This window comes from Sphingobacterium faecium (assembly GCF_003054045.1).
Lineage (GTDB): Bacteria > Bacteroidota > Bacteroidia > Sphingobacteriales > Sphingobacteriaceae > Sphingobacterium > Sphingobacterium faecium.
The window spans coordinates 322,322-343,742 of record NZ_QBKH01000005.1 but is presented as its reverse complement, the minus strand read 5'-3'; the positions used below and the strand labels follow the sequence as shown (position 1 = coordinate 343,742).

At 33.4% G+C, this 21,421-nt stretch carries 15 protein-coding genes; 8 read left to right on the top strand and 7 right to left on the bottom strand.

The features are described from left to right. The 4 genes from C8N37_RS15600 to C8N37_RS15585 all read right to left on the bottom strand — a co-directional run bounded on the left by C8N37_RS15600 (position 1) and on the right by C8N37_RS15585 (position 4,214). A complete protein-coding gene (locus C8N37_RS15600) occupies positions 1-765 on the bottom strand; it encodes a TraB/GumN family protein (RefSeq protein WP_261775304.1) in 765 nt (254 codons plus the stop codon). Positions 766-1,007: 242 nt separating this feature from the next. Further along, positions 1,008-1,400: an OsmC family protein gene (locus tag C8N37_RS15595; RefSeq protein WP_211322274.1), complete on the bottom strand. Its 393-nt coding sequence runs from the start codon at positions 1,398-1,400 to the stop codon at positions 1,008-1,010. Then, a complete protein-coding gene (locus C8N37_RS15590; RefSeq protein WP_108159761.1) occupies positions 1,397-2,293 on the bottom strand; it encodes a pirin family protein in 897 nt (298 codons plus the stop codon). The genes C8N37_RS15595 and C8N37_RS15590 overlap by 4 nt, the downstream gene beginning before the upstream one ends. Positions 2,294-2,627: 334 nt before the next feature. Continuing rightward, on the bottom strand, positions 2,628-4,214 hold the full coding sequence (locus C8N37_RS15585) for an ABC-F family ATP-binding cassette domain-containing protein (protein ID WP_108159760.1): 1,587 nt from the start codon (positions 4,212-4,214) through the stop codon (positions 2,628-2,630). A gap of 480 nt (positions 4,215-4,694) precedes the next feature. On the opposite strand from C8N37_RS15585, the gene C8N37_RS15580 reads away from it, so the two are divergent. From C8N37_RS15580 to C8N37_RS15550, 6 genes are all read left to right on the top strand, one after another. Beyond that, positions 4,695-7,931 (top strand): PAS domain S-box protein, encoded by a 3,237-nt coding sequence (locus C8N37_RS15580; protein WP_108159759.1) that lies wholly within the window; start codon positions 4,695-4,697, stop codon positions 7,929-7,931. Between the two features lie 646 nt (positions 7,932-8,577). Continuing rightward, a complete protein-coding gene (locus C8N37_RS15575; protein ID WP_108159758.1) occupies positions 8,578-10,215 on the top strand; it encodes an alpha-L-fucosidase in 1,638 nt (545 codons plus the stop codon). A gap of 491 nt (positions 10,216-10,706) precedes the next feature. Continuing rightward, positions 10,707-13,004, top strand: coding sequence for an outer membrane beta-barrel family protein (locus C8N37_RS15565; RefSeq protein WP_170114542.1), 2,298 nt, complete (start codon positions 10,707-10,709; stop codon positions 13,002-13,004). A gap of 1 nt (position 13,005) precedes the next feature. Next, positions 13,006-14,079: a sensor histidine kinase gene (locus C8N37_RS15560; RefSeq protein ID WP_108159755.1), complete on the top strand. Its 1,074-nt coding sequence runs from the start codon at positions 13,006-13,008 to the stop codon at positions 14,077-14,079. Between the two features lie 3 nt (positions 14,080-14,082). Continuing rightward, entirely contained in the window at positions 14,083-14,799 is a 717-nt protein-coding gene (locus C8N37_RS15555; protein ID WP_211322273.1) for a LytR/AlgR family response regulator transcription factor, read from the top strand. A gap of 96 nt (positions 14,800-14,895) precedes the next feature. Then, positions 14,896-15,525, top strand: a complete 630-nt coding sequence (locus C8N37_RS15550) for a CatB-related O-acetyltransferase (RefSeq protein WP_108159754.1) — start codon at positions 14,896-14,898, stop codon at positions 15,523-15,525. A gap of 112 nt (positions 15,526-15,637) precedes the next feature. Here the strand turns inward: C8N37_RS15550 and C8N37_RS15545 are convergent, their stop codons facing one another. From C8N37_RS15545 to C8N37_RS15535, 3 genes are all read right to left on the bottom strand, one after another. Continuing rightward, positions 15,638-15,877 (bottom strand): hypothetical protein, encoded by a 240-nt coding sequence (locus tag C8N37_RS15545; RefSeq protein ID WP_108159753.1) that lies wholly within the window; start codon positions 15,875-15,877, stop codon positions 15,638-15,640. A gap of 225 nt (positions 15,878-16,102) precedes the next feature. Further along, entirely contained in the window at positions 16,103-17,212 is a 1,110-nt protein-coding gene (locus C8N37_RS15540) for a PAS domain-containing sensor histidine kinase (protein ID WP_108159752.1), read from the bottom strand. Further along, positions 17,202-17,999: an alpha/beta fold hydrolase gene (locus C8N37_RS15535; protein ID WP_108159751.1), complete on the bottom strand. Its 798-nt coding sequence runs from the start codon at positions 17,997-17,999 to the stop codon at positions 17,202-17,204. The genes C8N37_RS15540 and C8N37_RS15535 overlap by 11 nt, the downstream gene beginning before the upstream one ends. A 398-nt stretch (positions 18,000-18,397) precedes the next feature. Here C8N37_RS15535 and C8N37_RS15530 point away from each other — a divergent pair, with 398 nt between their 5' ends. Both C8N37_RS15530 and C8N37_RS15525 read left to right on the top strand, forming a co-directional pair. Next, positions 18,398-18,868, top strand: coding sequence for a hypothetical protein (locus C8N37_RS15530; protein WP_108159750.1), 471 nt, complete (start codon positions 18,398-18,400; stop codon positions 18,866-18,868). Between the two features lie 755 nt (positions 18,869-19,623). After that, positions 19,624-21,336, top strand: a complete 1,713-nt coding sequence (locus C8N37_RS15525) for an FAD/NAD(P)-binding protein (protein ID WP_108159749.1) — start codon at positions 19,624-19,626, stop codon at positions 21,334-21,336. Positions 21,337-21,421: the final 85 nt, after the last annotated feature.

Below are 21,421 nucleotides of genomic sequence, written 5' to 3'. Positions count from 1 at the left end.
TTAAAGAATGGGAGTGAGCTTATAACCTTTAGCCGCTAATAGGTTTAAAAGACCATTTTTTCCAACCAAATGTCCTGCTCCAACAGCAAATAGATGGGAAGATGCTGACATTTTCGATGGAATTTTATTCATCCAATTGATATTACGTTTAGTCAAGAAGTTTGCTAGATCTTCTTTAGACATATAACTATTATCATAAATAATTGTTTCCAGCTCTTTTAAATTCTCGGTTTGATAAGCGGTTACCATTTTTTTTGATATTGCGGGCATCTCATCAATTTTGTTTAAATATTCCAATAAATCAGATGCTTTAAACATATTGTTTAACATATCCATTTGAAATTTTAATGTTTCGAGATCATCTATCCTTTTATTTGAAGCTGTTGCCAGGGCTTGGATATCTGTTTCCATTGTTTTCACTTTTCTAGGATCTGAGCACTCTAAAGATTTTAAACTTAAAAGGGATATAAATACAGCTGGTGACATCATATCGAGCATTTGAATAGACAGTTGTTGTGAGGTGAGGATGCTATCCATTTGAGTGAGTTCAGCTTTGGTCATACCTTTAAGGAAATTGCTGTCAGGTTTCATCATTTCAGGGATGATGGGTTTATTTTCTTCTGAACCAATATTAATTTCAAAGGTTATCACATCAACTTTGGGGATCAGATTTTTGATTTTATCCTTTAACAGATAGTCTTCTTCACACATCAGATGCATCGTACCTAATAGGTAGGAGTCTTTGGCCAAACCATTTCCTGATATTTTTCAAAGAATGGCATTTTCTTGTGCACGAACTGTAAATGTAGCGACAATAAAGGCTATGATAGCCATGAGTGATAACTTTTTCATATATGTTTATAATGTATAGTATATCATTAGTATCTAAGACCGATCATATGTTACAGATTTTTTGTCATTAAAAAGGCTTTATGATTGATAAATCATAAAGCCTTTAATGATATTTACTGTTGCAGTACCACTAGTTACGTCAGAGCACAGCGGTATTAAACGAGTATTGTATCGATCGCTATTTGGGAAAGAAGTATTTTATGGATTGGACAAGCATTGGCTATAGCTACAATACGAGTGTGTTGTTTTTCATCTAGTTTACCTTCAAAACTTATTTTTCTTACAAATTTTGTTGTGCTCTTATCATCAGATTGTTCAATCATTACGTCCACCTGAAAAGAGTTGACTGTCCATTCTTTATGGTCAGCATACATTTTCAACGTAATGGCAGTACAAGAGGCCAATGAAGCAGCCAGGAGTTCCTGTGGTTGAAAACCTAGATCAAGCCCACCTTTATCAAGAGGTTCATCAACAACAATGCTGTTCTTTCCTGCAATTACAGATGTTTTATATTTATCTGTACCAATGGATGCTTTTACGATATTCATGATGTTTTTTTTGTTAGATAAAATTCTGGGAGCGGTATATAGCCAGTTTCATTAGCAACAGGAGGAAATTTTTTGTCAATCCAATCTTGCTTGGCTTGCTCTAATCTTTCTTTAGATGAACTTACAAAATTCCAAAGGATATACCGCTCTTCTGGAAAAGGCTCACCTCCAAAAATGTAAATTGTGGTGTCTTCACCAATTTCAAATTCGCACAATTGCGCATCTTTTGCTATCAGAAGTTGTTTTGATTCAAAAGTTGTTCCTGCATCAGAGATTGTACCTGATAAGATATAAAGTCCTGATTCACCATATAGGTCTTTTCCAATACTAACTTTTGCTTTATTTTTTGATTTAATTTCAATGAAATAAAGCTTACTGTATACGGAGACCGGAGACTTTTTACCAAATGCTTCGCCTGCGATCAACCTAAAGTTGACACCTTGGTCATCTTCCCAATGAGGTAGATCTTCAGCATTTGTATGTTCAAAAGAAGGTTCACATTCTTCGAGCTCTTTTGGTAGAGCAACCCAAATTTGCAAACCATGTAAAAATTTGTCGGTATGTCTAAGGTATTCAGGAGTGCGCTCTGAATGAGTTACACCTTTACCTGCGGTCATCCAGTTGACAGCACCAGGTTTTATTTCCATCTCTGTACCTAAACTATCGCGATGCATGATCGCCCCCTCAAAAAGATAAGTTAATGTCGACAATCCAATGTGAGGATGAGGACCGACATCTAGATTTTCATATTCATTCAATGCTGCAGGCCCCATATGATCTATAAAAGAAAAGGGACCTACCATTCTTTTTTGACGAAATGGTAATAATCGACCAACCATAAAATTACCGATATCTGCGGCACGTTCTTCTATAATGATACCAATGTTTGACATGTTAAGCTATTTAAATGTTACTATATGGAACAGTTATCCAGTATTTTAGTTTTGGTATTTTCATGATTATACCTGATTAAAATATTCCATCTGTATCTATATGGATAAAGATAAGGTAACTGAACCTGTTGATTATAATGCTAAAGATAAGTACTTGTTTTATTTTTAGCATTGATCTAGATTAAGAAAATGATGGATCTGTAAATTATGGCTTATTTTTTAATGATGATTAATATATATCCTTAGAGCGTAGCGTGATTCGCGTAAACTTTCCTATTGCATTTGGAGCATTTTAAATACTTCAATTACAATAGAAAAGCTGATATATTGCTGATTAAAGTTGTATTATTTTTTGGATATTTATTTCCTTTAAAAAATAATCATCATGAGATACGATCAATAAGGTACCTTGATACATTTTGATTGCTTCAGTTAATATTTCTATATTTTGGATATCCAAGTTATTGGTAGGTTCATCCATAACAATCATGTCTGGAGCTAAGTTGCGAATGGTTAAACAACATAGACATAGTCGCATTTTTTCGCCACCACTTAATGTCCGACATCGCTTATCCCATGATTCTTTTCCAAATAAGAATCGATTTAATCTAATTTTGATTTCATGTTCCAGTAGTCCTGCATCGTTAAATTGTTGCACTTGATCATAGATCGTTAGTTCATTATTGATAATGGAATAATCTTGATCGATATATATCGATATATGGGGAAAACGATATACCTCACCTGTAAACTTCGGCGTGTTGTTTAAAAGGATCTGTATAAGTGTACTTTTTCCAGCACCATTTTCACCTTTTATTGCGATACGTTCAGCACTGGTAATCTGAAAGTTTAAATCTTCTTGCCATAGCAATTTATCATGAATTTGACGCTTAAGAGAATTAATTTTATAAAGGATTTTGCCAGTATGTAAGGTTGAATCTGTTAATCCAAATTTTATTTTATCAATATCAGGAATTTCCTTTCTTAAACTTTGTAATTCTTTTGATAAGCCTGTACTTTTTTCACAATGGATATCTTTTAATTTAGCAGTACTTTTTTCAGCATTATTCCGCAAGGTATTCATCATAATTCTCGAGACGCCTTCTTTTTGTTGCTTTGCTTTTCCTCGAGCATCAAGTTTCTGTTGGCGTTCTAATGTTCGACGTGCATTGACCTTGGTCTTTCGTAGCTCTTTTTCGAGATGCTTAACATCTGATTGGAGCGCATCTTGTATGATTTTTTTTTCTTCAAGATAAAAATCATAATCTCCCATATAGCTGGTCAATCCAGTTGCATTCATCTCGTACATAAATTCAAGCTGATTTAATAACGAGCGATCATGGCTCACAATGACAATCGAACATGTGGAAGTCTGTATATATTGATATAATAAAGAACGACTTATGCTGTCTAGTTGATTGCTCGGCTCATCTAAGAGAATCAATTTTGGTTGATGAATGTTGAGACCCGCCAAAAAAACCTTTGTCTTTTGTCCGCCACTTAAAGATGATAATTTTTGATCGAGATCTATATCGGTCAACATCCAATAATTCAGAGCCTGTTGACAGCGGTCCTCTATATTCCAATCATCCTCAAGAGCAGTAAAATTATCTTCAGTCACGTTACCAGCCAGTATTTCTCGGAGAGCTTTTATTTTTGATTCTATTTTTAAAACCTGAGCAACAGATAAATGATTGTACTGCCCAAATATTTGCGGGACATAGTATAGGCTGCCATCGGTGCTTATATGTCCGTCAGTGGGTTGTAATTCACCTGCAATAATCTTTAATAAAGTGGATTTTCCAACTCCGTTATTACCGATTAGAGCAATTTTTTGATGATCTTGTAAACTCAGATTAATATTTTGAAATAAAAGATCTTTGTTTGGATGTATATATGAAATGTTTTCTAGAATAAGCATAATTTCTTTTTAAAGCATGAATGATAGTGAGGCATGAGTATGCGATCACGTTTAATATTTTGCAAAAAGAAATTATTTATTACATGGATATGTTTACTATTGATTTGTGCTACAAAACTAACTAAAATTGCATTGATATAAAACAAATTTAATCATTATTATTTTTCTATATAAAATAGCTTGCTATATGCGATTATGATAGGTACATCACCAATATTATAAAAAAAATGTATACGGTTCAGTCTTTTTTTTAAAAACTATAAGAAAGATTTTATCTTGTTATTTTATTGAAAAATTAAATATTTTTCACATCAAAACTTTTTATTGTTAGATCTGTTAAAAAAGAATCATATATTGTTGTTAAGTTTTTCGAAAGAGCTTGTGAAAAATTGATTGAGGATAGGTTTTGGATGGAAGTTGTTATTCTTTTTCGATTATTTAATAAGTAAACATTCAGCATAATTAACTTGAAATAGACCAATGAACAATCCGTTTTTACCCCATAATGAATCGGAGCGACTGCGTGCATTACAGGAGTATGAAATATTAGATACACAGACAGAAGAAGACTTTGATCGTATTACAAGTATAGCTTCTTTAGTTTGTGGAACACCGATTTCGCTGATATCATTGATTGACAAAGATAGGCAATGGTTTAAATCTAGAGTTGGGCTCGATGTTAAAGAAACTTCACGTAGTTTGGCATTTTGTCGATATGTTATTACTGGAAATGACTATTTGGAGGTTTATGATGCGACAGAGGACGAACGTTTTAAAGAAAATGAACTCGTTACGGCTGATCCACACATTCGTTATTATGCGGGATTTCCTTTAATAGATCCAAATGGGTATACGTTAGGTACATTATGTGTAATCGATACCATTCCCAGAATACTTAATGATGATCAAAAGAAAGCGCTTTCACTTTTGCGTGATGAGGCCATGGCGCTCATAGTCAATAGGAAAGAAAAAGAAGGGTATAAGGAAAGCGAACAAAAGTTAAAAGCTTTTTTTGATAATTCACAAGGATTGATGTGTACACATGATTTGGAAGGAAATATCCTTACAGTGAACGATGCAGGTGCATCAATTCTTGGATACTCCAGATCAGAAATTGAAAAAATGTCATTGTTTGATATTATTCCACAAGAAGGGCATACAAATTTAAAAGGATATCTTCACCAAATTATCCAAAAAGGAACTGTAAAGGGCGAAATGCGTACTGCTACAAAATCAGGAGAAATGCGAATCTGGCTCTTCAATAATATTTTACAAAACAAGGGCGAGAAAAAGCCATATATTATAGGCAATGCTGTTGATGTCACGGAGCAACATGCTCTAGAGAAAGATTTGAAGCATACACAAGCTATGTTAGCTAGGACTGGTAGAGTTGCTAGAATAGGAGGGTGGGAATACAGTCTTTTAAGTAAAGAATTATCTTGGTCCGAAATAACCAAGGAAATACATGACGTACCTTTTGATTATCAGCCAGATATCGATAAAGCTTTAGAGTTTTATAAAGCTAATGAGAGTAGAAACAAAATCCTTATAGCCATTCAAAAGGCAATTTCCATAGGAGAACCTTGGGATTTAGAATTAGAGATTATTACATTTAAAGGTGTTGAGTTATGGGTACGAGCACTTGGAAATGCTGAATTTGAGGAGGGTAATTGTATTCGCCTATATGGTACTTTTCAAGATATTGATAAGCGTAAGCGTATTGAAGCAGAATCTGCCAAATCAAAAAAATTGCTCGAAGATGTTTTAGAAGCTACTTCAGCTGTAGGTATTATTGCAACAGATAACCATGGTATAATTACTCTTTTTAATAAAGGAGCTGAAAATCTCCTAGGATATCATGGTGAAGAGGTAATTGGAAAATTTAGTCCGATAACTTTTCATGAAGAAAATGAAATTATCTCTCGAGCCAAGGAACTTGAAATTGAATTGGGTTATGAGGTCATTGGGTTTCGAGTTGTTGTCGAAAAACCCGAAATATATGGAGCTGAGCAAAGAGAGTGGACCTATATTAGAAAAGATGGCTCTTCCTTTTATGTTTCTCTGGCCGTTACCGTTATACGCGATGTTAAAGGTAATATCATTGGATATCTAGGTATAGCCACTGATATCAGTAAAATCATACACCAACGTGAAGAATTAGAAAGAGCTAAAATTCTTGCTGAGCAGGCAAACATAGCGAAATCAGAATTTTTGGCTAATATGAGCCATGAAATTCGAACCCCATTAAATGGAATTATCGGATTTACAGATTTAATGACTAGAACAGAACTTGATAATATTCAAAAGGGTTACTTAGCAATTGTTGATCAGTCTGCTAATCTTTTATTAAGCATTATAAACGATATACTTGATTTTTCAAAGATTGAAGCTGGAAAGTTGGAATTAGATATTGAAAGATGTGAACTTTATGAGCTATTGGCACAAGTGACTAGTTTTCTTAATTTTCAAATGGAGTCTAAAAAACTCGAATTACATTTAACTGTATCTTCAGACGTTCCGCATTATGTTTGGATTGATTCCCTACGCGTTAAACAAGTATTAATGAATTTGCTAAGTAATGCGACTAAGTTTACTGAAAAAGGTACGATCGAATTGAGCGTAGAGGTATTATCTCATGAAGATCAGTTTTCAACACTTCGTTTTGGTGTTCGAGATACTGGAATAGGCATTAAAGTAGATAAGCAAGAAAAGATATTTGACGCCTTTTCGCAAGAAGATACTTCTACCACCAAGCGTTACGGCGGAACAGGTCTTGGCCTCACCATTTCAAATAAGTTACTTAATATGATGGATAGCAAACTCCAATTAAAAAGTACTTATGGAGTCGGTAGTTTATTCTTTTTTGATATTACACTTCGTTCGCTCGATAGTGAATCTCAAGAATGGAATAATCTAGATAAAATTAAAAATGTTTTAGTTGTAGCCAACGATCAAACGAGTAGAGCAATCTTGGTTCAGATGTTAAAACTTAAACAAATCAATGTATTACAAGCAAATAATGGATTTGAGGTGTTACAACTTTTGATGGCAGGAAATCGGTACGACGTTATTATCATCGACGATAAGATACCCATTATGGGCGGAATCGAAACAATTAAAAAGATAAGAGAGAAACTTATTTATTCTGATCTAGAACAACCTATTATTTTAGTATTTGATGTTTTTAAAGAAGATATAGCCAAAGTCTGTGAAGGAATAGATTTACATCATTGGATGATTAAACCCGTACAATTTGAAAATTTATTTAAAGCTCTCTCAGACATTCAGTTAAGGTGGCATAGTCAAGAAGCATCTCTATTAAAAAAGGAAATTACTAACAAAAACAATTTTAAAATTCTCATTATAGAAGATAATGAGTTTAATATGCTCTTAACCCGTACACTTATTCAAAATATACTTCCAAACGTTCAAATTTTAGAAGCAAAAGATGGATTTGTAGGTTTAAAACTTGTTAAAGAAAATCAAATAGATTTAATCTTGATGGATATACAAATGCCAGAAATGAATGGTTACGAAGTAACTAGGGAAATAAGATGTCTAGAATCGGATGTACAGATACCTATAATCGCTTTGACAGCGGGTAGTGTAAAAGGAGAGAAGGAAAAGTGTTTAGCAGCTGGCATGAACGATTTTGTTGTTAAGCCTGTTATTGAACAAACACTGCGAGAGATTATTGAAAAATGGCTAAAACAATAATTACAGTCTCAAAACGGATAATATTATCAATTATCATATGAACACGATATGCAATATTTTGAATAAATTTTGATTATATATTAAAATGCACCGAAAAAAATAAATATTACCAGTATTTTGCAATTCATCTACCAGAACCGTTGAATCAAGTCACACCCATGAGAAATATAATCCTTCTCTTTGCAACACGTTTGATAAAAGATCGGGCTGATCACAACCCTAATTTCAGTACATGTCGAAAAGAGATAACATTAAAAATCTTAAAAGAACTACATATTTTATAAGGATTATTTCAAGAGTAATCGTTAAAGTTAATTATTTATATAATGCTCAGCATATATTTAATCAAAATCACTATTTGTATGGAAAAATACGATTCGTTAGATTTGGTATTAAATATTTCCCCGCTTTCAATAGATTTAAAGATATTGTTATTTAAACTAAAACTTAGTTTATCTGAGTCATTGGTATCAAGGTATACCATTAATATACTTTAAAAGTCGATATTGTACCATTCTTTATCGATAACGTTATTAATGCTACAAAATAATAGCATTAATTTTGGATATATAACCCATTATATACCGGAAGGATACTGTAATACGCAGAAGTCATTCGACTATAATTTATCAAAAACATTATTTCTATGGATAGAAGAACCGCAATCAAGATTTTAGGAACTACCATACCGTCACTTTATTTGAGTACTCATATCTCTGCAATGGAAACTTGGACTAAAGTTCCATTTAAACCCGATTGGATATCATTGGAAAAATACCGTGTACCCGAATGGTTTCAAGATGCTAAATTTGGCATATGGGCACATTGGGGTCCCCAGTGTCAGCCAGAGCGTGGAGATTGGTATGCCCGTGGAATGTATCAAGAAGGATCTGATCAGTATCATTATCATATCGAAAAATATGGGCATCCATCAGTTTTTGGGTTTAAAGATGTTATTCATGAATGGAAAGCAGAGAAGTGGAATCCCGAGACCTTAATGGATTTATATAAGAATACAGGAGCTCAGTATTTCATGGCATTAGCTAATCATCATGATAATTTAGACCTTTATAAGAGTACAAACCATAAGTGGAATAGTGTAAATGTTGGACCTAAAAAAGATATTGTCCAAGGCTGGGCTAAAGCTGCAAAAAAACGAGGACTTAAATTTGGAGTTAGTGTTCACGCTGCTCATGCTTGGACATGGTATGAAACGGCACAACGCGCTGATAAAAAAGGGCCATATAAAGAAGTTCCTTATGATGGTCATCAAACTAAAGCCGACGGTAAAGGCAAATGGTGGGAAGGATACGATCCTCAAGATCTTTATGCTCAAAACCACCAACTTAGTAGAGATAGCGAGCAGGATCATACCATACACCAACAGTGGCATTGGGACGTCGACTCGGGAGTGAGTATTCCTTCACACGCATATTGTGAAAATTTTAGGAATAGAACAGTTCAGCTGATCGATAATTATAATCCTGATATTGTTTATTTTGATGATACTGCGTTGCCACTTTGGCCTATTAGCAATGTTGGATTGGATATTGCAGCTCATTATTATAATAAAAGTGCCAAAGAAAATAACGGTAAAGTTGAAGTTGTGATCAATGGTAAAATCTTAGACGAACAACAACGTAAATGTATGGTTTGGGATATTGAGCGCGGGCAAAGTAATAAAATTGAACCACAACCTTGGCAAACTTGCACGTGTATTGGAGCATGGCATTATGACCGAAGAATTTATGACAACAATCTCTATAAATCTGCAAAAACTATTTTACATATGCTCATAGATGTTGTCAGCAAGAACGGTAATTTATTATTAAGTGTGCCCTTGCGAGGTGATGGATCTATTGATGATAAAGCTCAATTTGTGGTAGAAGGTATTTCATCATGGATGAAGGTTAACTCCGAAGCGTTAATAGGAACAAGACCTTGGCATATTTTCGGAGAGGGTCCAGCTCAAGAACATGCTCCAGAATTGCATGCACAAGGATTTAATGAAGGGAAAGGAAAACCTTTTACAAGTGATGATTTTAGATTTACAACCAAAAAAGATACCCTTTATGTATTAAGAATGGGAAGATCGGAGGAGAAGACGATAACGGTATTATCTTTAGCCAAAAATGTTCAAAATACTAAAGTGATCAAGAATATCAAAATATTGGGATATAATGGCCCTGTACAATTTAAGCAAGATCATCATGCCCTAATCGTTGAGATTCCTAAAGATTTGATCCAAGACGAAAATGCAACAGTCTTAAAAATTACTAAATAAATATCGTCAGGAAATTTAACCTATAAAATTTCCTGATGATACCTTTAGTATAGTTGATTAACTGTATCATGATCCTAAATAATTTTTCAATTTGTGGCAGATTTTCATAAACAAAATCTTTATCCTTCTTCAATATGAGAAGCACATAAATCTCTTCTACTGCTTCGTCCCTATAAAGTTGTGATGCCACACAACTGTTGAAAAGCGATCTATATCCGTTATTCACCAATCTCTATGGCGACTTATAAGATTGCTACGTCTCTTTTTGATCAATATGGAACACCCTAAAAAGAAACCTTCAAATTGACAAACGTTCCCTTCTTTTAATAAAAAGTTCTCTTTTTGCTGAAATAAATCACAAAATAATATAAGGTCATTCACACATCCCTAATGGCACTTATTTTACCATTCATCCTGTTTACATGACCATTTAAATAAATTATTTAATAGATTTTCCATATGACTATAGATTCGTAAAAAATATAATGAATATGAATTGGAGGTTTAGTTATTTGGTATCGGCTATTATGCTGATTACTTTTAAATCATTACAAGGGAAAGTTCAAAATAGAGCTTTTGAAATGAATCAATTTAACAATACAAAGAATAATGATAAATCGTACATGTCTGACTCGATATATCTTTTGTCTGACACATCAATAAAGAAAAAGATTATAGAGATCGCTGAAGTCAATATCTTCCGGAGATTCAACCCCGTTAAACTTACCGCAGGAAAACTAACTTATCAAGTATCAAAAACAGCTTTAAGCTCCAGTGCCAATGCCTTGGAAGTATTGCGAAAAATGCCTGGTGTTACCATTATGTCGAATGGTAAAATAAGTTTAAACGGACAAGAAGGCGTACAATTCCTTATCGATGGGAAAACAAGCTTCTTGACTGGAGAAAATTTGATTACCTATCTGACAGCTATGCCAGCGTCTTCATTAGACATCGTCGAACTGATTACACAGCCTGATGCAACATTAGATGCAGGAGGTGATGCACGTATTATAAATTTGAAAAGAAATACAAAAGCATCAAATGGAATCCGTGCGATTATGTCATCTAATGTTGAACAAGGAAAATACAATAGGATGCAACACAATATTATGGTTGAGACAACTATTAAAAAGGTAAATCTTTCCAATTCGTACTCCTATTCCAAGGGAAGGGAGCTCGTTGACATTAGCTCCATTAGATATCTGGATTATGATACAAAAGAAATCAATAAAGATTTACTGTTGGATATGGATGCCATTAGAAAAAAAGATTATATCAACCATTATTACAACAGTACATTAGATTATAATCCTAATAAAAATATAAACGCTGGAGCGTATGTCTTGCTTAATAACAGCAGACGAATTAAAGATGAAGAGGTCATTTCTTCATTTTTATATCATCACTTACAACCCGATTCTATTATAAACACTAGTAATCTATTGCGGCATAATTTTAAAAATTTTAGTACAGGCGCCTATTTAATCGTCAATTTTGACAAAGACTCAAAATGGGAAAACTATATCGATCGCCAAAATTTTACACAGTCAGACCAGCAAGTTCAATGGTCTGACAAATTTTTGGAAGGTAAATTACAGTCAGAAAAGCAAGAGTTAGTTGGTCATACAGAGGTTCAGGTGAAGATCACCACGATGCAGAGCAAATATCAGTTTAATATAATTTCAAACCTAGTTTCGACATTTGGTGGTAAATATACTCATGTCAATATGCGTACAAGGTCTTTCTATGAAGTTTATCAAAATAAGCAATGGCAAGAAGATAAACAACTTAGTAATGCATTTGGACACGCGGAGAAATTAAAGTCATTATTTATTCAATTACAGTATAAAACCTCAGAATCCATTATACTTGATATGGGATTACGTTATGAAGATGCAGCATTCAACAGTTTGTCTGCTAATGAGACGGATTTAAATCATGAACAACTGAGATCCTATAAGAACTTTTTTCCCAATATGACCATGACCTATAGTATGTCAAGTCAACAAAAGCTCTCATTTCATTATAATAGAAGAGTAAATCGCCCAAACTTCAGGGATTTAAATCCATTTGTGGAAATAAACGATCCTTATCTTTATGAAAAAGGAAATCCAAACCTCAAACCAGAATTTATAAACAATATGGAATTGACTTGGATTTTTAGAAATACCTATTTACTTCAGTTTTCTTATATCCTAAAGCAGGATCCAATAAGTAAAAGCTATAATCTAGATAATAATAATCGAACGGTAGTGATGCCCATGAATCTCGATTATGCTTCTGGTTTTGGTTTAAGGTTTAATGCGACAAGTATTTCACCTATGCGCAGTTGGCATATACAGGCAAACGCAAACCTACTTTACAAAAACTTCCAATGGATCACGAAGGATAAAGTATTTCATAATAGCCGATTAACACCAGCTATTCAATTACAAAATCAACTGAACTTACCTTTCAAAGCAAATTTAGAAATCAATTGTTTTTTAAACGGTTCTACTGCAGAGGGACAAGCAAATATTTCACATTTATGGTCTATCAATAGTGGGCTCCGTAAAACCTTTTTCCAAGACAAATTTACTTTGTATATTTATGCCAATGACCTTTTTAGGAGTAATAGACCTAATATAACCTTCAATGGAGATGTTATCAAAGGAAAATACCAAGAGTCTTATGATAGTAGGGCATTCGGGATTAATCTTTCTTACAGATTGAGTAAAGGAGGAAAAAATGATCCTAAAAATAATAACACAGGAAACCGCTTAGAGGAAAATAACAGAATTAGTTACTGATATGTTGATAGCCAGAACTTTATATGCGAAAGTAAATTTAATACATCAGGTAGGACCAGCCCTATGGGGAATAGTATCCTTTAATATCCTGCGTATTGTCACTGATCTCACAAAGAAAGATGAATTTTGGTCAGGAGGTATCAGGATACACGCCAATGGACTAATTATCTCAATAGTTATCTGTTACTTCATCACGTTAATGTGGAAAAATGGACTCAAAAAACTATTTTCTAGAGCTAAAGATATTCCAACAAATATCTTTAAGGAATATAGCGTTTGCTTGTTTCAGGTCATAGTTATTCTTAATCCGGTTATCTTCATAACAGAACGTCTAGGCTGGATTTATATGGGCGATGGTGTTATCGATTATATTTTGGTCAATGCCATCTATATTCCCTTGTTATTGCTTTATTATACGTTGTTAAGAAATGAGGTGATCAATAAAAGTTTGGCAGATAGTAGAGTTCATATCGAGCAAATCAAAGCAGACAAACTGTATACCGATCTTCAATTGTTAAGGAGTCAATATCATCCGCATTTTCTTTTCAATGCCCTCAATACCATATATTTTCAGGTTGATGAATCAAATACTATGGCTAAAAGAAGCTTAGAGCAGTTGTCAGAATTATTGCGTTATCAAATATATAATGTTAACGATAAAGTTTCAATGGATCAGGAAATCACCTATTTGACTTCCTACATAGCTTTCCAACAGCAGAGGCTTACTGAAAGATTAACTGTGCATTCCAATTTTCACGACGAATGGGAAGGACTTGCTATTTTTCCATTACTTTTTCAGCCACTCATTGAAAACGCATTTAAATATGTACGTGGTCAGTATAAAATTGATATCAGCCTAAAACGTCAAGGTGAAAAAATAAATTTTACGGTTTCGAATACAGTGCTTGAACATACGATCAATAAGCATGATAGTTCGATTGGTGAAGCTGTAAAATCTGGTTCTGGATTGACCAATCTTATTAAGAGATTAGATTTATTATATCCTGATCAATATATATTACGTTCTACAAGGGAAAAACAGCTATTTTCTACAGAATTAATCATAAATTTGTAAAATATGATGGAGATCAAATGTGTCATTGTAGACGATGAGCCATTCGCTCGTAAAGGAATAGCTGCCTACATCGAAAAGATCAGTTTTCTTAAACTTACTGCTGAATGTGAAGATGCTATTGAACTAAGTGAATATCTTGGTACTGAGCATGTAGATCTTCTATTCTTGGATATTGAGATGCCGGAGCTTTCGGGCTTAGACTTTATTACAACATTGAGTAGCCCCCCAAAAATTATAATTGTATCTGCTTATGAAAAATACGCACTTCGTGGATATGAATTAGAAGTAGTTGATTATCTTTTAAAACCAGTTCCTTTTGCCAGATTTTTAAAAGCAGCTCATCGCGCCCACGATATCATTGCGACAGCACATACTTATAGCTCAAATGTCCAAACGAAAGGACAGGAGGAGTATATTTTTATCAAAGTTGATAAAAAATTAAAAAAGCTTTTCCTTCACCATATTCTTTTTATTCAAAGCATCGGAAATTATGTCATTATTCATACAATAGATAGTCAAGAAATCACCTATTGTACACTACAACAAATGCTTTCTCTTTTGCCGCAACATACCTTTATTACTTGTCATAGATCCTATATTGTGAACATGAATAATATCTCTGTTATCGAAGGTAATCAGATGCAAGTAGGTCACTATAAAATTCCGATAGCACGTAATTTGAAAGACGAAGTAATGTCTCAGATTTTAAGGCATCAATAACTTTGAAAGTTAAGAAAAATGTTTATGCGGTTCAATTGAAGCCTTACATAAATCAGGTCTTACACTTAGATAAAAAATTTATAAAAAGCAACAACAATGACTGGACCTAATAAAAATTTACAATTTCCAATTAATAATTATAATAGACTGTGTTTTCTAAAAAATATAGTCAAAAATCCTAATATTATTATTGGCGATTACACCTATTATGATGATTTTGAAAATGTGGAGAATTTTGAAAAAAATGTAAAGTATCATTTCGATTTTATTGGCGATAAATTAATCATTGGAAAATTCTGCATGATTGCTTCTGGTGTAACATTTATCATGAACGGAGCAAATCATATGACTGATGCATTGACAAGTTATCCTTTTGCTATTTTTGGGAATGGCTGGGAAAAAGCTATGGACAATAAATCTTATCCAATAAAAGGAGATATTAATATTGGCAATGACGTTTGGATTGGATATAATGCCACAATTATGTCTGGTGTCACTATCGGAGACGGAGCAATAATTGCAACTAATTCAACTGTTACCAAGGACGTTGAACCCTATGCTATTGTTGGTGGAAATCCTGCACATGAAATTAGAAAGCGTTTTCCTGATGAAACAATTGCAAAACTTTTAGAAACAAAATGGTGGGATTGGGAGATAGAAAAAATCACTGAAAATGTTCAAAATTTAACTGACAGTCATATTGATAATTATCTCAATAAGATATGAATATTTGAATTCATAAGAAAATTTAACAGTAATGCAATCAATAGGCAGATACGTTCATCGATTGCATTATTATTTATTTCACTTCAATGATCTTACTGTTTTCCATTGATTGTTAAACCTCTTGTTCAATAGAAATAGTAAGCTTTGAAAATATAGTAAATGCAAATAATAAGATAAGTGCCACAGGAAATATAATCCCAATGATAATTGCAACGAGTAAGGAAATATTCAGGTATACTTTTCCAGTACTAGCAAAAACCTTTAGTTTAAAATTTTTTAATGTGTCAAATGCTTTTTGAAAACCATTTGAGATTATTTTACTATTGATGTCAAATATTGTTTTAGTTTTCATGATAAATCTGTTTATGATTCAAAAATAAAGATATTTAATCTCTGTGCTAATTGTAATTAGGTGGATGAAGGTCGAAAATCGGTAAACCATTAATTTCTAGCAGTTAGTGATGTCTGTATTGGTGTAAATTTGCAGAAAGAGGAGGAATGTAAAAAAATTAAAAAGGCATTAAATTTTTTGATCAGTAACTGAAAGTCAATATTTAAAAAAATGGTATTCAACTTCCTATAGAGGAATATGGAGTGTAAAACAGGTTTCCTCATCATTCGATTTGACGGTTAAAGTCCCCTTATGGGCCTTTGCTATCTCCGAAGCAATGTACAATCCAAGTCCAAGACCATTCTGGCTAGCTTGCTTATTTTGACGTTGGAACGGATGGAAGAGGTATTTTAGTGCCTGTTCAGAAATTGGCTGGCCTTTATTGATGACAGAAATTTCCCAAAAATCGCTGACAGTTGTGGCACTCAAAATTACAGGCGTATCTGATGCTCCATGCGTAATCGCATTTCCAAGTAAATTGGAAACCAATTGAGATAAACGCCCAGGATCACACTCCACCAGTTCATTGATATTAAAATCTGATGCTATAATTCTATCCGGCCAAGTCACCTTTAACTCATCACTAACTTGATTCAATAACTTTTCGAGGTCATATTTGACAAGTGTAATTTGAAATCCACCACCCAAACGCCCACGAGCGAGATCCATGATATTATTGATCATTTCGTACATCCTTTTTGATCCACTCTCAATGATATTAACAAGTCTTTCTTCAGGTTGTCCTATTTTTTTTCTTGCAAGCAGTTGAGCCGCATTCATAATCCCACTTAGGGGATTTCTCAAATCATGTCCGAGTACAGCAATAAATTGTTCACGAATTAAGGCATTTTGTTGTTCCAGTTTCAATTCAGCTTGAGCAAGTTTTTTTGCCATCTTTAGATTTTCTTCGTAAAGCCGTCGATCGGAAGCACGAAAAATATTGAAGCGTATAAAAAGCACCTGTCCCTGCTCATCCCTTCTTTCATAACCATTTATATATACAGGCATTTTTTCCGAACTAGAATCTGCTAATTCGAGCGCTATTTCATCAAAGTGTCCCTGCAAACGCAATAAAGGCCAAAGGTGAGTTTCAAAATATATCTTTCCACCTACTGTAAGTATAGTAGATAGACGTTGGCCAAGTAATTTATCAGGAACTGTATTTAACCATGAAGCGACACGTTTATTAATCCTTGCTATATTTCCATCAGCATCTGTAATAACAAAACCACTCAGTGATGATTCAAAGAAATCATTAAAATCTTCAGCGTCCGAATGAATGAATCTACTGGCCATATAAATAATTGCTAATTGCTAATACCGTTTCTTCTGGAGCACTCAAGTTAGGACAATGTCCAGTCGCACTCATGATGACAAGTGTGCTATCAGGTATATTATTGTGCATATATTGTCCCACTTCTATTGGAGCGATAATATCGCTGCTACATTGAAGGATTAGTACAGGCAGCTTTGTATCTCCCAAGATTTCACGCTTGTCCGTCAAGAACGTAGTGCGTGCAAAGTGTTTAGCTATTTCAGGATCTGTTTTGCAAAAGCTGTTAGCGAGTTCCTCTCCAAGTTCTTTTTTGTTAGAGTTACCCATGATGACAGGACCCATAGTCATTGACCAACCTAGATGGTTATTGTTTAATGATTCTAACAGTTCATCGATTTCTGACTTGCTAAATCCCCCTATATAATCTTCTTGATTAATATAAGCAGGCGAAGGTGCTACCAAAATAAGTGTTTTAAAAATTCCAGGTGCCATATTAGCCGCTATTAACCCCATCATGGCACTAACAGAATGTCCAACAAACACACCATCATTAATGTTTAGTACTTTGGCAATTGCTACGATATCTTGCGCGTACCCTTCAAGACAATCATATTTCTCAAAACAATATGCGGAGAGATCAGAATTTCCAGCACCTACATGATCGAAAAGTACTATTTTGTAGTTTTCTTGAAAAGAAGGATATACATCACGCCACATGTTTTGATCACATCCGAACCCATGAGCAAACATCATGGCATGATCTCCATTGCCACTCACAACAACATTGTTTCTTTTCAGTATTTCCATAGAAGAAATCTTAGGTCAAGCTACTACATAATTCTCAAGTATCTAATTTACGATTTGTTTAGCATCTAAAAAATTTTAATTATTATTTTTATTGACGACATAAATTTTAATCCTTAGGTTTTCCTATATGTTTTTCTAATTCACTATAGGAACAAATGATTCACGATTAACTGATATAAAAAGTGCAACGATCAATATTATTTTTTTCAATATTGATTTTGTATAGAGTGTCTTGGCGATAACTGATCAATTTCATAACTGAATCGTATAGCATTACAAACAACGTATTAAGGAAGTCAATTTCGTTATTTAAGTTAGGTGATCGCTTTTTATTTCATCGTAGTTAATTAGTAGTGAACTTCTTTAATACATATTTGTTTATATAAAAAATAGATATTATGGAAGTACAGCAAAACAACATGGGAAAGAGGATTACCCTTTATGATGAATATTACGGCTTTTTAGAAAATCCTAGCAAATTTAATTTTGATACAAATCCACATCGACTTATTATTAAGAACTATGCACTGCGCACTGGGGATAAAATACTTTATGAATTTTACTTAAAAGAAGTATTTCCAGATCGTGCAATAGAAGAACTACATTCTTTCGATAAAGATATCAATTATATACAACAAATGGGAAGAGAAGAATTGGCACTTTGGCTCATTGACAATAAAGTAAAAGTCCTACAGTCCGATATCAACACAACTGATAAAGATGCGATTTTCAGAATAGTTCCTGTCGCAGATACCGAAAATCCAGATACATATTTGCAGCAGCAAGAAGGCTTGATTTTAAATAACGTTGCGCCATCAGAATTGATCACATTCCCATATCACGTATGGATCAATACAAAATTGCCATAATTTTAATGAAGTAATAATGCATAGAAACAGCTATTTAATGATAGATCTTTAAAGGATTAAAAACGGTAGGATAAAGTGTAATTTTTATAACACTATATCCTACCTATCCTAAGATTTTTAAAGTAAAAGAGCTTATTGGCACCATCTCCAATGATCGCATTACAGGTTTCACCTTTCACAAACAAGTAAAATCCCTAAAGGGGGATTTTAGGGATTTTAAGTTTATTTTATAACCTATATTTTATGAAGGGGCTCTATTAAATAGTTTGTCTAAAATAATTATTTATTTCAAATTAAACAAGTATGAAATAAAAAAATATTAATATTTACTTAAGATTTATCCTAGATTATTTTAAAGCACTATCAAAAATGCACTCGGAAGTTAAAAATTTATTGAATTTTAATTATGCTTTGTAACTATTAAAGGTAAATATAGTTGTATCCTTGTCTTTATAGACTTGTTTTAGTTTTTATTACAAGATGATCTCTCCTAGTTTAATTATTGTATTCATAATCAGTTGTTTAATAACATGAGGTGTTATTTTTAATTGACAAGACCACCGTGAAAGTCAGTATAGCTTTTAAGATAATTTATTGTAAAATAACATTCGTAAAACGTAATCGATGACATACTGAAAAAAATCAAAATTTAATTAAATAATTACTTTCCGAAAAAAATGTCTATAAAATCGATAAAATATCAAAACAGGTATGAATTTTGAATAGGGTCTTAAATCAATAATCTAGCAATTTTTATGGAAAATCAAAAATTAGGATCGATTGCATTAATCGGAGGGGGACCTGCGGCTTTATTTATGTTAAAGGAGATTGTTAATCAAAATCTTCAGGTTGAAAGTATCTACATTTTTGAAAAAAATGAGCGATTGGGAGTTGGTATGCCTTACGGTAAATATGGGTCATGTAATGAACATCTTGCCAATGTTTCAGCCAATGAAATTCCAGAATTAATTTACGATGTTTCTACTTATTTGTCAAAATATCCATCTGATGATTTTCCAGATTACTATTTAAATGGCATATCCAATCCTTATCAGGTTTTACCAAGACTTCTTTTGGGAAATTATCTTGAAAATCAATTTCACGAATATATTAAGTTAGCTATCAAGCTTAAGATAAAAGTACATGTCTTGACAGAAACTGCTGTGACTGATCTTGTCTACGATCGTACAAAAGAAAATTACAAAGTCATTATTACAGATGATAAAGAATATGAAGTGGGATTAGCGGTCATCTGTACAGGGCATTATTGGCCGATAACCTTTGAAGGAAAGACAAAAGGATGGTACGATTCTCCCTATCCACCATCAAAATTTGACCAAAAGACAAATTTTCCCGTCGCGATTAAAGGAGCTTCACTGACTGCAGTAGATGCTGTCAAAACGTTGTCACGTTTGAATGGTCAGTATAACTATGACGGTGATCAAGTCAGTTACGTTTTGAATGAAGATTCCAAAAATTTCTCTATACACTTATTTTCGACTGGTGGTTATCTTCCTGCATTGCGTTTTCATTCCGAATCAGAACCATATTCCGTTTCCTGGTCAATGACTTTGGATGAAATTTATGATTATAAAGAAAAAAATAATGGCTTTATTGCTCTCGATTATGTTTTTGAAAGAAATTTTAAAAGCCCACTTAAGCAAAGCGACCCCGTATTCTACGACAAGATAAAAGATATGACCATAGAGGAGTTTGTTGAAGAAATGCTCAGTCTTCGAAAAGAACTAGACAGTTTTACCCTGTTTAGAGCCGAATATTTAGAAGCAAAAAAGTCCATAGATAGAAGAATGTCTATATCTTGGAAAGAACGATTGGCCGCCTTCAGTTATGCTATGAATTATCCAGCGAAGCACTTTTCAGCAGAAGATATGCTTCGGTTACGTAAAGTTTTAATGCCACTTATCAGTGTTATCATCGCTTCTCTACCACAGGAATCGTATAAGGAAATTATTGCTTTATATGAAGCAGGTGTTATTGAGCATATCCAAGTTGACAAAGATAGTCATGTTGAACCGCATGCTGATACCGGTGCGATCTATTGCTATATGGATATACAAGGTAAAAAACATGAACAGCATTACCAACTTTATATTGACGGTACTGGACAACAGCCCTTAGAATTTAACGATTTGCCATTTGAGGCACTTAAAGATCAAGGTTTGATCAGCACAGGATATCTCAATTTTAAGGATCGGAATGAAGGAGAAAAATATGTAAACGAAAAAAATATAACTGTAAAAAGAGACAGTAATAATGGTTTTTATATGTATGTAAAAGGTTTAAGTATAAATGATTATTTTCAGGCACTTGATGCCTTTGGCAATGTGACTAAAAATCTATTTATAATGGCAGTACCATTTATTGGAGGGCTTAACCCTGACTATTCCGGACTTGACTTCTGCGATACGGCTAGTAGGAGGATAGTCAAATTTCTAAAGAACCCATGAAATTTGTCCTACTAAACATGGAGCGTTTCTTAAATATACATATGATTAAAATAAGAAAAGCTAATCGAAAGATTAGCTTTTCTTA